This window comes from Phyllobacterium sp. 22229 (assembly GCF_052056495.1).
Lineage (GTDB): Bacteria > Pseudomonadota > Alphaproteobacteria > Rhizobiales > Rhizobiaceae > Phyllobacterium > Phyllobacterium myrsinacearum.
Genome location: NZ_JBQEPA010000009.1, coordinates 1 through 13630, shown reverse-complemented (window position 1 = coordinate 13630; position 13630 = coordinate 1). Strand labels below are relative to the sequence as shown.

10 protein-coding genes and 1 pseudogene are annotated in these 13630 nt (G+C 62.6%); 9 read left to right on the top strand and 2 right to left on the bottom strand.

Annotation, left to right across the window (positions count from 1 at the left end):
- Position 1 precedes the first annotated feature (1 nt).
- Positions 2 to 1363 carry an FGGY-family carbohydrate kinase gene (locus tag ACTJJ7_RS12520; protein ID WP_440967249.1) on the top strand — a complete coding sequence of 454 codons (1362 nt, stop codon included), beginning with the start codon at positions 2 to 4 and terminating at the stop codon, positions 1361 to 1363.
- A 49-nt stretch (positions 1364 to 1412) separates the two neighbouring features.
- Here the strand turns inward: ACTJJ7_RS12520 and ACTJJ7_RS12515 are convergent, their stop codons facing one another.
- Positions 1413 to 2738, bottom strand: coding sequence for a dicarboxylate/amino acid:cation symporter (locus ACTJJ7_RS12515; RefSeq protein ID WP_440967248.1), 1326 nt, complete (start codon positions 2736 to 2738; stop codon positions 1413 to 1415).
- Positions 2739 to 2984: 246 nt separating this feature from the next.
- On the opposite strand from ACTJJ7_RS12515, the gene ACTJJ7_RS12510 reads away from it, so the two are divergent.
- The gene (locus ACTJJ7_RS12510) at positions 2985 to 4841 is read left to right on the top strand and encodes a sensor histidine kinase (RefSeq protein WP_440967246.1); all 1857 of its coding nucleotides are present in this window, start codon (positions 2985 to 2987) and stop codon (positions 4839 to 4841) included.
- 2 nt (positions 4842 to 4843) lie between these two features.
- Positions 4844 to 6208, top strand: a complete 1365-nt coding sequence (locus ACTJJ7_RS12505; protein WP_440967245.1) for a sigma-54-dependent transcriptional regulator — start codon at positions 4844 to 4846, stop codon at positions 6206 to 6208.
- Here the strand turns inward: ACTJJ7_RS12505 and ACTJJ7_RS12500 are convergent.
- A complete protein-coding gene (locus ACTJJ7_RS12500; RefSeq protein ID WP_440967243.1) occupies positions 6177 to 7328 on the bottom strand; it encodes a LacI family DNA-binding transcriptional regulator in 1152 nt (383 codons plus the stop codon). The two genes, ACTJJ7_RS12505 and ACTJJ7_RS12500, sit on opposite strands and share 32 nt — an antisense overlap.
- Before the next feature lie 176 nt (positions 7329 to 7504).
- Between ACTJJ7_RS12500 and ACTJJ7_RS12495 the strand changes: the two genes are divergently transcribed.
- The 6 genes and pseudogenes from ACTJJ7_RS12495 to ACTJJ7_RS12470 form a co-directional block, all read left to right on the top strand.
- Entirely contained in the window at positions 7505 to 8485 is a 981-nt protein-coding gene (locus ACTJJ7_RS12495) for an ABC transporter substrate-binding protein (protein ID WP_440967241.1), read from the top strand.
- Positions 8486 to 8588: 103 nt separating this feature from the next.
- A complete protein-coding gene (locus ACTJJ7_RS12490; protein ID WP_440967239.1) occupies positions 8589 to 10127 on the top strand; it encodes a sugar ABC transporter ATP-binding protein in 1539 nt (512 codons plus the stop codon).
- The gene (locus ACTJJ7_RS12485; RefSeq protein ID WP_105733383.1) at positions 10124 to 11125 is read left to right on the top strand and encodes an ABC transporter permease; all 1002 of its coding nucleotides are present in this window, start codon (positions 10124 to 10126) and stop codon (positions 11123 to 11125) included. Before ACTJJ7_RS12490 ends, ACTJJ7_RS12485 begins: the two co-directional genes overlap by 4 nt.
- The gene (locus ACTJJ7_RS12480; protein ID WP_440967237.1) at positions 11122 to 12099 is read left to right on the top strand and encodes an ABC transporter permease; all 978 of its coding nucleotides are present in this window, start codon (positions 11122 to 11124) and stop codon (positions 12097 to 12099) included. The genes ACTJJ7_RS12485 and ACTJJ7_RS12480 overlap by 4 nt, the downstream gene beginning before the upstream one ends.
- 2 nt (positions 12100 to 12101) lie before the next feature.
- Positions 12102 to 13124, top strand: a complete 1023-nt coding sequence (locus ACTJJ7_RS12475; RefSeq protein ID WP_440967235.1) for an aldose epimerase family protein — start codon at positions 12102 to 12104, stop codon at positions 13122 to 13124.
- Positions 13125 to 13193: 69 nt separating this feature from the next.
- Positions 13194 to 13630 (top strand): annotated as a pseudogene (locus ACTJJ7_RS12470) (homoserine dehydrogenase); the annotation flags it as partial.

Sequence of the window (13630 nt, the reverse complement as noted above, 5' to 3'; positions counted from 1 at the left end):
CATGAGCAAACCGCGCCATATCGCTGTCATCGACGTTGGCAAGACCAATGCCAAGGTCGTTGTCGTGGATGCGGCGAGCGGCGTGGAACTTGCCGCGCGCAGCACGCCCAACCGCGTGCTCACCGGCGGCCCCTACCCGCATTACGACGTCGATGCCCTCTGGGCCTTTTTTCTGGCCTCGCTGGCGGAACTCGCCGCAACACCCGGCTTCGATGCGATATCCGTCACCGCCCATGGGGCAGCGGCAGCCCTCATCGGCGATGACGGCCTGGCCATGCCCGTCATCGACTATGAACACAGTTATCCCGATGCGGTACGCCGCGCCTATGCGGAGCTGCGGCCGGATTTTGCCGAAACCGCCTCGCCCTATCTGGCGGGCGGACTGAATGTTGGTGCGCAAATCCACTATCAGAAGACGCAGTTTCCCCAACGGTTCGGGGATGTCAGAACCATCCTGACCTATGCGCAATACTGGGTGTGGCGGCTGACCGGCATTGCGGTCAATGAAGTGACGTCGCTCGGATGCCATACGGATCTGTGGAATCCGCGGGAAGGTGATTATTCCAGCCTTGTCGACACGCTCGACCTGCGCCCGCTCCTGCCGCCGATCCGTAGGGCATTCGATCACATCGGCGATGTGCTGGCCCCTCTTCAACATCAGCTGGGCATTAAAAATCCTGTGCCGGTCTTTTGCGGCATCCACGATTCCAATGCATCGCTGCTGCCGCATCTGATGACGCGCAGCTCGCCGTTTTCCGTTGTCTCGACCGGCACATGGGTGGTGCTGTTTGCCGTGGGCGGGCGGCTGGACAGGCTCGATCAGCAGCGCGATACGCTTGCCAATGTCGACGCCTATAGCAAGGCGGTGCCCTCCGCCCGGTTCATGGGCGGGCGGGAGTTTGACCTTTTGACCGGTGGCAATGCCGTCGCGCCCGATTCCGTAACGCTCGACCGGATCATCCGCGATCGCATCATGCTGCTGCCCAGTCTTGTCAGGGGAACAGGGCCCTTTCCGCACCGGGAGGCGATGTGGCCGAACGGTGAGGCCCGGACACCGGCCGAACGCACCGCCGCAGCGTCGCTCTATGCCGCTTTGATGACCCATGTCAGCCTGGGGTTGATCGGGGCGGAGGGCACTACGATTGTCGAAGGTCCCTTCGCCCGCAATGCGGTGTATCTGTCTGCCCTGCGCAACCTGACACGGCGCGGGGTGGCAGCCCTGCCCGGTTCAACCGGCACCAGTCTTGGCGCGGCCCTTCTGGCGGGCGCGACAATCCCCGTTCAGGCAGAAGCCGGAAACGGGCAGCCGCTCGATGCCGCATTCGACACCTATGCGGCGATATGGCGGGACCACCTCGCATGAAAAAGGCGGGCTAAAAAGCCCGCCTTTCCCTTTCAGTCGTTACCGGCGGTCAGCCGGCATAGGCAAGCGCCTCGTCTTCGCTGACGCCGCCATGCAGCGCGCGGTCAAGCTGACCCTTGTCGAGTTCGCCTTCCCAGCGGGCGACAACGATGGTTGCGACCGCATTGCCGACGAGGTTGGTCAGGGCGCGGCATTCCGACATGAAGCGGTCGATGCCGAGGATCAGCGCCATGCCGGCGACCGGAACGGCGGGAACCACGGACAGCGTTGCCGCCAGCGTGATGAAGCCGGCACCGGTGATACCCGCAGCGCCCTTGGAGCTGAGCATGGCCACGAGCAGCAGCAGAACCTGGTCCATCAGGGTCAGCGGCGTGTTGGTTGCCTGGGCAATGAACAGCGCGGCCAAAGTCATGTAGATATTGGTGCCGTCCAGATTGAAGGAATAACCGGTCGGGATGACGAGGCCGACGACGGACTTCTTGCAGCCCGCCTTTTCCATTTTTGCCATCAGCGTCGGCAGCGCGGCTTCCGACGAGCTGGTGCCGAGAACGAGCAGCAGTTCTTCCTTGATGTAACGGATCAGGGCGAAAATCGAGAAGCCGTTATAACGGGCGACTGCACCGAGGATGATCACCACGAAAAGGATCGACGTCAGGTAGAAGGTTCCGATGAGGAACAGCAGGTTGGCAACCGATGAAATGCCGTACTTGCCGATGGTGAACGCCATGGCGCCGAAGGCACCGATGGGAGCAGCCTTCATCAGAATGGCGACCAGCTTGAACACCGGTGCGGACAGCACATGCAGGAAGTTGGTGACCGGCGCGGCGCGCTCGCCGACCATGGCCAGCGAGACACCGAACAGAACCGAGAAGAACAGCACCTGAAGAATGTCGCCGGAGGCAAAGGCACCGACGATGGTCGTTGGAATGATGTTCTGCAGGAAGCCGATGACGCTCTGTTCATGCGCCTGCTGCGTGTAGGTGGCGACCGAGGCCGGATCGAGCGTTGCCGGATTGATGTTCATGCCGGCACCGGGCTGCACGACATTCGCAACGATGAGGCCGACGATCAGCGCAAGGGTCGAGAAGGTGAGGAAGTAGATCATCGCCTTGCCGGCGACGCGGCCGACTTTCTGCAGATCGCTCATGCCGGCGATGCCGGTCGTCACGGTCAGGAAAATGACCGGAGCAATGATCATTTTCACCAGCTTGATGAAGGCATCGCCGAGCGGCTTCATGCTGGTGCCGACATCGGGATAATAATGGCCAAGCGCAATGCCGATGGTGATGGCAACGATGACCTGGAAATACAGATGGGTGTAGATAGGTTTCTTGACGCGCGGCTGCGGTGCTGCGCTGATGGTCACAGGACTCATGTCTTCCTCCATGGTGCGAGCCGCGTCTGGCAGAAACCCTGTCAGCCTCCCGGGCCCTCTTGTTCTCGAGAACAACCAGTTCGTTCTCTCAAAAGGCATAAGCAAGCACCGTGCCAGTCTCGACCTATTTATTAACTTATTGATTTTATTATATATTATCTTCACCCATCGACGGCATCCCCCGAATATGTGCGGAATTTCGCACAAACTGATTGCCAATCGTGCGGATATATGCACAAATTATTCATGGACCGACCCACGCCACACGATGCCGATATGCTGCCCCGCACCGGGAGATTCAGCGCGTTTGGCAAAATCATCTACGGGGCTCTGGCTGTCTTCATTATCCTTGGCGCCCTGCTGGCCGCCAATGATTACGGCCGCAACCGCGCCTATCTCGCTCTGGAAACCCGGGCAAGAAGCGCGGCGGAGCTCAATGCCGTCCTGCTGCGGACCGTGTTGGAGAAGCAACGCTCCCTGCCCTTCGTTCTCTCGCAGGACCGTGACCTCATCAGCGCCCTGTCATCCCGCAGCGAGAGCATGCTGCATCTTGTCGACCGCAAGCTGGAAAGCCTGATCGACGGCACGCATGCGTCCGTCATCTATCTCCTCGATGCGAAGGGCACTGCCCTGTCGGCCAGCAACTGGCAGGAACCGACAAGCTTCGTCGGCGTCGACTACAGTTTCCGCCCCTATTATCTGCGTGCGCTTGCCAATGGCAGTGCCGAGCACTACGCGCTTGGCACCATCAGCAAACGGCCGGGCCTGTATATTTCGCGACGTATCGACGGTCCGTCCGGCCTGCTCGGCGTGATTGTGGTCAAGGTCGAGTTCGATGAGCTGGAGGCCGACTGGCGCCGGAGCAGCGACCCGTCCTATGTCATCGACCCCCGCGGTATCGTGCTCGTCACCAGCTTTCCCGAGTGGCGCTTCATGGTGCAGGCACCAATCCCAGCCGAACAGCTCGGCCCGATCAGAGAAAGCCTGCAGTTCGGCAGCGCGCCGCTCGCACCCTTGAGCGTCGCGCCCGCCCTGACAACCGCGACGCCGGACAGGGTGACGGCCCAGATGCCGGGTTCCAGCCAGGACGCCGAATATGTCCGGGTCCGCGTTCCCGTGCCGACCACCAGCTGGACGCTGCAGCTGCTGACCCCGGCCGGCGCGGCGGTGAGCGAAGCCATCCGTGCCGCGCAGCTCGCGGCGCTGGCGGTCATTGCGCCTGTCCTCGGCTTTACGGCTTTTTTCCTGCATCGCCGCGGCCTGGCGCTGCAGCGCCTGCAGGAGCAGGAACTGGCGCGCCTCGAGCTGGAGCGCCGCGTAACGGAACGCACCGAAGCGCTGAGCACCGCCCATGCGGAACTGGTGATGCAGGCCGAGGAACGGCAGAAAACCGAAAACAAGCTGCAAACGGTGCAGCAGGAACTGGTGCAGGCCAACCGCCTTGCCATTCTCGGGCAGGTGACGGCGGGCGTCGCGCATGAGATCAACCAGCCCGTGGCGGCCATCCGCGCCTATGCGGACAATGCCGGAACGTTTCTGTCGCGCAATCAGGTCGAACCGGCCAGGGAAAACCTGTCAGCCATCGCGGGCCTCACCGAACGCATCGGCAGCATCACCGATGAACTGCGCACCTTCTCGCGCAAGGGCACCGGCGATGCTGGTCCGGCAGATGTCGGCGACGTCATCGAAGGCGCGCTGCTGCTGCTCGGCAGCCGTTTCCGCCAGACCGTCGGCAAGATCACAACCGAGACGCCGCCAACCGGCCTGAAGGTGCATGGCAATCGCATCCGGCTCGAACAGGTGCTGATCAATCTGATGCAGAACGCGCTGGAGGCAACCGAGGGCGGGCCGTCCAGCCGGATCAGTGTCGGCTATGCCGTCGGCGATGACGAGGTGCAACTGAGCGTGGCCGATAACGGCCCCGGCATTCCCGAGGATATCATGCAGGCGCTGTTTACCCCCTTCAACACCTCCAAGGACCGCGGGCTCGGGCTTGGCCTGGTCATCTGCCACGACATCGTCGCCGAGTATGGCGGACGCATCGAAGTGGACAGCAGCAGTGCCGGAACCCGATTTACCGTTCATCTCAAAAGGGTTGCCTGATCATGGGATTCCAGCCGCAAATCGCCTTTGTCGACGATGATGACGACCTGCGCAACGCCAACAGGCAGACGCTGGAGCTTGCCGGGTTCAGCGTGATTCCGTTTGCCGATGCCATGAGTGCCCTGCGCTTCCTGACGCCGGAATTCGCGGGCGTTGTCGTCAGCGATGTCCGCATGCCGCATGTGGATGGGCTGGAATTTTTCCGGCGCCTGCGCGTGATGGACGCGGACCTGCCCGTCATCCTGATCACCGGTCACGGCGATATAGAAATGGCCGTCGAGGCCATGCAGGAAGGCGCCTATGATTTCATCGCCAAACCCTATCCGGCCGAGCGCCTGGTCCAGAGCATCCGCCGCGCCGCAGACAAGCGCCAGCTTGTCATGGAAAACCGCCAGCTGCGGCAATTCATGGAAGCCTCCGATGAAACGGTGCCGCTGATCGGCCAGACACCCGTCATGCAGAATCTGCGCAAGACGCTGCGTCATGTGGCCAATGCCGATGTGGATGTGCTGATCGCCGGCGAGACTGGCAGCGGCAAGGACGTGGCCGCCGGTCTCCTGCATGAATGGAGCCGCCGCAGGCAGGGCAATTTCGTTGCGCTCAATTGCGGCGCCCTGCCGGAATCGGTGATCGAGAGCGAGCTGTTCGGCCACGAGGCCGGAGCCTTCACCGGCGCGCAGAACAAACGCATCGGGCGGATCGAACATGCCAGCGGCGGCACCTTGTTCCTCGACGAGATCGAAAGCATGCCCTTGGCCACCCAGGTCAAACTGCTGCGCGTTCTGGAGATGCGGGAAATCACGCCGCTTGGCACCAATGAACACAGGCCCGTGGATCTGCGCGTCGTCGCCGCGGCGAAGGTGGATCTCGGCAGCCCCGAACAGCGGGCGAATTTCCGCGAGGACCTGTTCTACCGTCTCAACGTCGTCACCGTCTCGATACCGCCCTTGCGCGAGCGCAAGGAGGATATTCCGCTGCTGTTCACGCATTTCCTGCACCGGGCGGCCATCCGCTTCAAGACGGAACCGCAGGACATAAACGCGGCGATGCGCGCGCGGCTCATGGACCATGACTGGCCCGGCAATGTGCGCGAACTCGCGCATTTCGCCGAGCGGGTGGCGCTGGGCCTGGATGAGATGGCCAGCGAACAGAGCGCGCCGCAGACCAGCACGCTCACTTTGCCCGAGGCGATGGAGCGCCATGAGGCAAGGCTCATCCGCGAGGCCCTGACGGGCAACAATGGCGATGTGAGGACGACAATCGAGGCCCTCGGCATTCCGCGCAAGACATTCTATGACAAGCTGCAGCGCCACGGCATCGACCGGGCCGATTATGTCAAAGGAAAGTCACCCCCGGACCAGATCTAGCGGATGCCTGCCTGGTGCGCTCCGTCACCGAGAGACGCTCGACCAGCGGGCATTCGAGCTTGGTGATGGGATAGCGCGTGCCACTGCCCGCGGCATAGCTGTCGAGCTGCTCGATGGCCCAGCGGCCCATGGCCCGGTGCGGCAGAACGGATGTGGTCAATTGCGGGTGCAGGTGCCGTGAGATTTCCTCATCGTCATAGCCGATGACCGAAATATCCTCCGGGATGCGGATGCCCGCTTCCTTCAGCGCCTCATAGCAGCCGATGGCGGTCCGGTCGTTCTGGCAGAAAATGGCCGTGGGCCTGTCTTTCAGCGCCAGCAGCGTCTTCGTTGCCTTGTAGCCCGCGCTTGCCGACCAGTCGCCCTCGATCACCAGTTCCGGATCGAAGGGGATATCGGCGGTCGCCAGCGCCCGGCGATAGCCGCGCAGCCGGTCCTTTGCCGCCTCCATCCACGGCTCGCCGGTGATGATGCCGATGCGCCGGTGGCCGTGCTGGATCAGGTGGCGGGTCGAGTGCTGCCCGCCTGCAATCTCACTCGGAACAACCGCGGGAAAGGCATAATCGGCAGTATAGCAGTTGAGGAGCACCAGCGGGATATCGAGGGTGTAGAGGTAGTCCGGCAACGTCACCTCGCGGGTAAAGATCGCCATATAGATCAGCGCGGAAATCCCCTGCTCACGCAGGGCGCGGATGGTGCGCGGCTCCATCTCGGGATCGTTCAGTGTCTGGGCAACCAGAATGATGTTACCGGCATTCCATGAGGCCTGCCGCGCGCCTTCAATGGCAACCACCGCTTCGGGGCTGGTCGCCAGCTGGTCGACCACGAAGCCGATCTTGCCATCGACCGCGGGCGCATAGGCATCATGGCTGTCCAGATGGGCAAAATTGGGCGCGGCATAGCCGAGCGAGCGCGCCGCTTCGATCACCCGTTCGCGCGTTTCCGCCGCCAGCTTGATGCCCGGCGTCTTGTTGAGCACGAAGGAAACCGTTGCCTGCGAACAGCCGGCGATGCGCGCGATATCGGTCATCGTCACGCGCTTGTTGACGCGTTTGCGCCGGGCGGTGACCCGGGCGGGCTTTCTCTTTTCAGTGGTCGAATCATCCACTGTATCATTCATTCGACAATCGCCCTTTGCCACGCTGCAGCGCCTCTGAATCAATCAGACGGCATGGGAAAGATTATGCAGCGAAACACCGACTAATCAACATAAATAATTATTGACTAATTTTTATAAATGAAGATGATCAGGCCAGTGGAATTTCCACGCTCTGAATTTCTGGGAGGAAAATTCGTATGTCCATCACCCGTCGTACCCTATTGCTCACCTCGGCCGCAGGCCTCGCCGCCGCCATGGCTGCGGGCAGTGTTTTCGCCGCTTCGCCGCCGCTGAAGAAGAAAGACACCTACAAGGTCGGCTTCGCCCAGACGGAAAGCAACAATCCGTGGCGCCTGGCCCAGACGGCCAGCATGCAGGAAGAGGCCAAGAAGCGCGGCTGGCAGCTTGTCTATACGGATGCGGCAAGCTCCGCGGCCAAGCAGGTCGCCGACGTCAATTCGATGATCGCACAGGGCGTTGACCTGATCTTCCTCGCCCCGCGCGAGGAAAAGCCGCTGATTCCGGCGATCAAGGCCGCCAAGAATGCCGGCATTCCGGTTATCCTGCTCGACCGCAGCGTCGATCCGTCCCTTGCCAAGGCAGGCGACGACTACGTGACCTTCATCGGCTCCAACTTCATCGAAGAGGGCCAGCGCGTTGGCGAATGGCTCGTGGCCAATGCCAAGGGCAAGACCAAGATCATCGAGCTGGAAGGCACGACCGGCTCCTCGCCGGCCAATGACCGCAAGAAGGGCTTTGACGACGTCATCGCCAAGCATTCGGATTTCTCGATCGTCGCCTCGCAGACCGGCGATTTTGCCCGTGACAAGGGCCGTCAGGTCGCCGAAACCCTGCTGCAGGCGCATCCCGACGCCAATGTCATCTATGCCCACAATGACGAGATGGCGATCGGTGCCATTTCCGCCATTGAAGCGGCGGGCAAGGTGCCCGGCAAGGATATCCTCGTCCTGTCGATCGATGGCGGCAAGGAAGCGGTCCAGGCCGTGGTCGACGGCAAGATTGCCGCGGTGGTCGAATGCAATCCGCGCTTCGGTCCCAAGGCCTATGATACGGCAGCCGCCTATGCCGCCGGGGAGAAAATCGCCCCGAAGATCATCAATCCGGACCAGTTCTACGATGCCGGCAATGCCGCAAAATTGTTGAGCTCCGCCTATTGATATCTGACGAAGCCAGCGCTTCCATGGGGCGCTGGCTTTTTCATGTCTGGTGCAACCCCGCATCCAGGCAAAAGCTCCGGATGATTTCAGAAACGGCTTTGCAATGGACACCGATATTCTTCTGTCGATGACAGGCATCGACAAGCGCTTTGCGGGCATCCCCGCCCTTTCCGCCGCCTCGTTCACCGTGGCACGCGGCGAGGTGCATGCGCTGATCGGCCAGAACGGCGCGGGGAAGTCGACGCTCATCAAGGTGCTGACCGGCTATCACCGGCGGGATGCGGGCGAGGTGACGTTCGACGGCAAGCCGTTTGAAGTCACCTCGCCGCAGCAGGCGCAGGCAAACGGCATCAGCACCATCTATCAGGAAATCAATCTGGTGCCCTACCGCTCCCTGACGGAAAACATCTGCCTTGGACGCGAGAAGCGCCGCTTCGGCCTGCTCGACTGGGCGAGCATGCACCGGGAGGCCGAGACCCTGTTGCAGCGCTTCAACATCCGCGCCGATGTCCGCCGTCCCCTCATGGAATTCAATACGGCAACCCAGCAGATGGTGGCCATTGCCCGCGCCATCGGCTTTTCCGCCAAGCTCGTCATCATGGATGAGCCGACGTCTTCGCTCGACGAGCGCGAAGTCGGTGTCCTCTTCAACGTCATCCGCCAGTTGAAGCAGGACGGTGTTTCCGTGGTGTTCGTCAGCCACAAGCTGGATGAACTCTATGCGGTATGCGACCGCGTGACGATCATGCGCGACGGCAGAACGGTCAAGACGGCCCGCATGGATGACATTGAAAAGATCGATCTCGTCTCGTCCATGCTGGGGCGCAGCATGGAAAAGACCGAGGGCCACGCCACCGCCTTCACCGCACGTGATGAAAAGAACATCGGCAAGGTCCTGCTGTCCGCCGACAATCTCGCCGTCGGGCAGATCGTTCAGGACGTCTCCTTCACCATCCGCAGCGGCGAGATTGCCGGTTTTGCCGGACTGCTCGGCGCAGGCCGCACGGAAACGGCGCGGCTGGTCTTTGGCATCGACCGCCTGAAGGCGGGCGCCATGACCTATGGCGACAAGCGTTTTGAACCCCGGCGGCCCTCCGACGCCATCGCCGCAGGCATGGGTTTCTGCACCGAAGACCGCAAGAGCGAAGGCATCGTCCCGGATATGAGCGTCGCCGAAAACATGATGCTGGCGCTGATGCCGAAACTCGCCAAATCCGGGGTGATCGACGAGAAGGCGCAGCAGGAGATCGTGAAACGTTTCATCAAGCAGCTCGGCATCAAATGCTCCGGACCGGACCAGAAGGTGCGCGAGCTTTCCGGCGGCAACCAGCAGAAGGTCCTGCTTGGCCGCTGGCTGGCGATGAATCCGCGCCTGCTCATTCTTGACGAGCCGACGCGCGGCATCGACGTCGGCGCCAAGGGCGAAATCCAGTCGCTGATCAAATCGCTGGCGGATCAGGGACTGGCGGTGCTGATGATCTCCTCGGAACTGGAGGAAGTCATCGAGGGTGCCGATCGGGTGTTCGTCCTGCGCGACGGCATCAGCGTCGCCGAATTCGGCCGCGCCGCCGCCACGGAAGATGCCCTCATGGGCGCCATGGCCCACGGCAATGCGCCTGTAGTCGCGGAGGCCCGGATATGACCGGCACCTCCCCCATGACGCGCACGACAGCCCGGCGTTTCGATCCCTTCGACTTCCTCGCGCGCTACGGCACGCTGATCGCATTGCTGCTGCTGATCCTGTTCAATCTGGTATTCACCCGTAATTTTGCAACGATACAGACGCTGAATGTCAATCTCACCCAGGTCTGCACCATCGTCATCGTCGCGGTCGGCATGACGCTGGTCATTGCGACGGGCGGCATTGACCTCTCCGTCGGGTCGCTCATGGCCATCTCGGGCGCCCTGGCGCCGATGATTTTCCTCGGCAAGATCATGCCCATCGGCAATATCTATCTCGCCGTTGCCGCCGCGATGCTGGTTTCCATCGCCGTTGCCGGGCTGTTCGGCCTGTTCAATGGCTGGCTGATCTCCGCCTTCCGCATCCAGCCCATCGTTGCCACGCTTGTTTTGTTCATTGCCGGGCGCGGCATCGCGCAGGTCATGACCAACGGCAATCTGCAGACATTCCGTGTGCCGCAGTTCCAGTTCATCGGGCTTGGCCGGGTGCTCGGCATTCCGGTGCAGGTGATCCTGATGCTGCTGATCGTCCTTGCCGCCGCGTGGATGCTGAAACGGACGGTGTTTGGCCGCCAGATCATCGCTATCGGCGGCAATGAGCGGGCGGCGGAATTGTCGGGCATCGCCGTCGCCAGGGTCAAGCTGCTGGTCTATGCCATCAGCGGCCTGTGCGCCGGGCTGGCGGGGCTTGTCGTCATCGCCATCAACTCCTCCAGCGACGCCAATCTGGTCGGCCTCGGCATGGAGCTTGACGCCATCGCCGCGGTTGCCGTCGGCGGCACGCTGCTCAGCGGCGGCAAGGCCACCATCATTGGCACGCTGATCGGCGCCATGACGATCCAGCTGGTGCGCTACACGCTGCTCGCCAATGGCGTGCCCGATGCCGCCGCGCTGGTGGTCAAGGCGGGGATCATCATCCTTGCCGTCTGGATCCAGCAGCAAGGCAGGGCGCACGCATGACCCGGACACGATGGATATCCCTGCTCGGCAGGTACGGTGTGGTGGTTGCGCTGCTGTTGCTCATCCTGTTCGGCTGGCTGCGCTACGATTATTTCCTCGGCTTTTTCAACATCTCCAGCGTGCTGCGCTACAATTCGATGTTCGCCCTGGTGGCGCTTGGCATGTGCTTTGTCATCATGACCGGCGGCATCGATCTCTCGGTCGGATCGACCGCGGCGCTCGGCAGCGTCGTTGCCGCGCTCTTCAGCCCGCAGGGCACCTGGATCGGCCTCGGTGCCGGGGTCGGTGCCGGGCTCTGCGTCGGTCTCGTCAATGCCACGCTGGTCACCCGGCTCAAGATCATGCCGTTCATCGCCACGCTCGCAACCATGCTGGCGGCCAGCGGCACCGCCCTGCTCCTTGCCGACAACCAGTCGGTTTCCGTCTCCTATGACAGCGGCTTTACCAACATCGGCCAGGACAACTTTTTCGGCTTCCCCATCCCGGCATGGATTGCGCTCGCCGCCTATGTCGCCGGCTGGATCATCCTCAACTTCACCAGCACCGGACGCGGTGTGCTGGCCGTCGGCGGCAATGAGGATGCAACGCGCATGATGGGCCTGCCGGTGGGGCGGATCAAATTTCTGGTCTATCTTGCCAGCGGCGGGCTCGCCGGTCTGGCCGGCGTCATCCTCGCCTCGCAGTTCGGTGCAGGCCAGCCGATTGAGGGCGTCGGCTGGGAGCTTTTCGCCATTGCCGCCGTCGTCGTCGGCGGCACCCTTTTGACCGGCGGCGTCGGGTCGGTCGGGGCCACGCTGGCGGGCGTGCTGCTCCTCGGCATCCTTTTCAACGTTCTCAATTTCGAGAACGGCAAAGGCTGGATATCACTCTCCGCCTACTGGCAATCGGTCATTCGCGGCCTGTTTCTACTCATCGTCGTTGTCCTGCAGGCGAAGCTCGCCGCGCGCGGCGATGCGGCCGTGCGGGATCATTGAACGTGCGCGCGCTGCTCGGCCCCCAGCCCTTCGCCCTGTTTGCCGGGGAACCGGTGTTCCAGGCGACGATCCAGTCGCCGTCCGGGGCGCTGGCGCATGTGCTCAATTGGGGCGCGGTCATCCGCGACCTGCACATCCCCCTTACGGATGGCACGCCGCAACGGGTGGTGCTCGGCTTCGACCGCTTCGATCCCTATCCGGCCCGGTCGCCCTATTTCGGCGCGCTGGTCGGACGCTATGCCAACAGGATCGCCCATGGCCGTTTTACCCTTGACGGCAGGGAATACCAGCTCGACCGCAATGAAGGCGGGAAGCAGACCCTGCATGGCGGCGCGATGGGCACGTCGCAACGCCTGTGGACCATCACAAGCTGGAGCGCCTCGTCGGTCACCCTCGCCTTGCGGCTGCCCGATGGCGATCAGGGGTTTCCCGGCGCAATGGAGGTGCGCTGCACCTACAGCTTCACCGCGGATTCGACGCTGCGCATGGACATCGAGGCAGCAAGCGATGCGCCGACGGTCGCCAGCTTCGCCCAGCACAGCTATTTCAATCTCGACGGATCGGATGATATCCGCGGCCACCGGTTGCAGATTTTCGCCGGCAGCTACACACCAGTCTCGGACGGCCTCATTCCGACCGGCGACATCCTGCCGGTCGACGCGACGCCCTTCGACTTTCGCGCGTCACGCCGGATCGGCGCGCACCCGTCCACGGCCTATGACCACAATTTTGTGTTGAGCGGCGCGGCCGGGGACGGGCTGCGCCATGCCGCGTCGCTCGCCGCGGATAATGGCCTCGAATTGCAGGTCCATACCAGCAAACCCGGCCTGCAGTTCTACGATGGCCGCATGATCGATCCGTCGCTGATCGGCCTTGGCGGCAGGCGTTACGGCCCGCATGCGGGCCTGTGCCTGGAAGCCCAGCACTTTCCCGACAGCCCCAACCAGCCGCATTTTCCCAGGACCGTGCTGCGGCCCGGCGAGACCTACCGGCAGCACACGGAATTCCGCTTCTTCAACCGCTAACCTGTTGCCAAGCGCCCGCTCCCGTCCTATGCCGGAATGCAAAACTGCCTTTTGAGGAGCGATTTCAGCATGGCGAGCAATGTAGCATTGACGGGACTGGCGCGGGACATGCAGGCGCGGGCGGATGCGGGTCGTCCGATCCGCATCGGGCTGATCGGCTCGGGCGAGATGGGCACGGACATCGTCACGCGGGTGGCGCATATGCCGGGCGTCGAGATCGGCGCGATTTCCGAACTGAACCTGCCCAATGCGCTCAAAGCCGTCGATATCGCCTACCGGGAACCCGGCCATGCCAAGGAAGTGAGCACCGCCTCGGCCCTGACCGCGGCAATGGAGGGCGGCAAGATCGCCGTCACCGGCAATGCCGACCTCATCCTCGAAAACGGCCTCATCGACGTGGTGATCGATGCGACGGGCGTTCCGGCGGTCGGTGCCGAGATCGGCCTTCGCGCCATGGAGCACGGCAAGCACCTCGTGATGATGAATGTCGAGGCTGACGTGACCAT

What these genes read in the sequence shown, in the direction of transcription:
- ACTJJ7_RS12505 (WP_440967245.1), top strand. Translation starts at nt 4,844, where the DNA reads ATGGGATTCCAGCCGCAAATCGCCTTTGTCGACGATGATGACGACCTG.
- ACTJJ7_RS12485 (WP_105733383.1), top strand. Translation starts at nt 10,124, where the DNA reads ATGACCGGCACCTCCCCCATGACGCGCACGACAGCCCGGCGTTTCGAT.
- ACTJJ7_RS12480 (WP_440967237.1), top strand. Translation starts at nt 11,122, where the DNA reads ATGACCCGGACACGATGGATATCCCTGCTCGGCAGGTACGGTGTGGTG.
- ACTJJ7_RS12495 (WP_440967241.1), top strand. Translation starts at nt 7,505, where the DNA reads ATGTCCATCACCCGTCGTACCCTATTGCTCACCTCGGCCGCAGGCCTC.
- ACTJJ7_RS12510 (WP_440967246.1), top strand. Translation starts at nt 2,985, where the DNA reads ATGGACCGACCCACGCCACACGATGCCGATATGCTGCCCCGCACCGGG.
- ACTJJ7_RS12515 (WP_440967248.1), bottom strand. Translation starts at nt 2,738, where the DNA reads ATGAGTCCTGTGACCATCAGCGCAGCACCGCAGCCGCGCGTCAAGAAA.
- ACTJJ7_RS12520 (WP_440967249.1), top strand. Translation starts at nt 2, where the DNA reads ATGAGCAAACCGCGCCATATCGCTGTCATCGACGTTGGCAAGACCAAT.
- ACTJJ7_RS12490 (WP_440967239.1), top strand. Translation starts at nt 8,589, where the DNA reads ATGGACACCGATATTCTTCTGTCGATGACAGGCATCGACAAGCGCTTT.
- ACTJJ7_RS12500 (WP_440967243.1), bottom strand. Translation starts at nt 7,328, where the DNA reads ATGAATGATACAGTGGATGATTCGACCACTGAAAAGAGAAAGCCCGCC.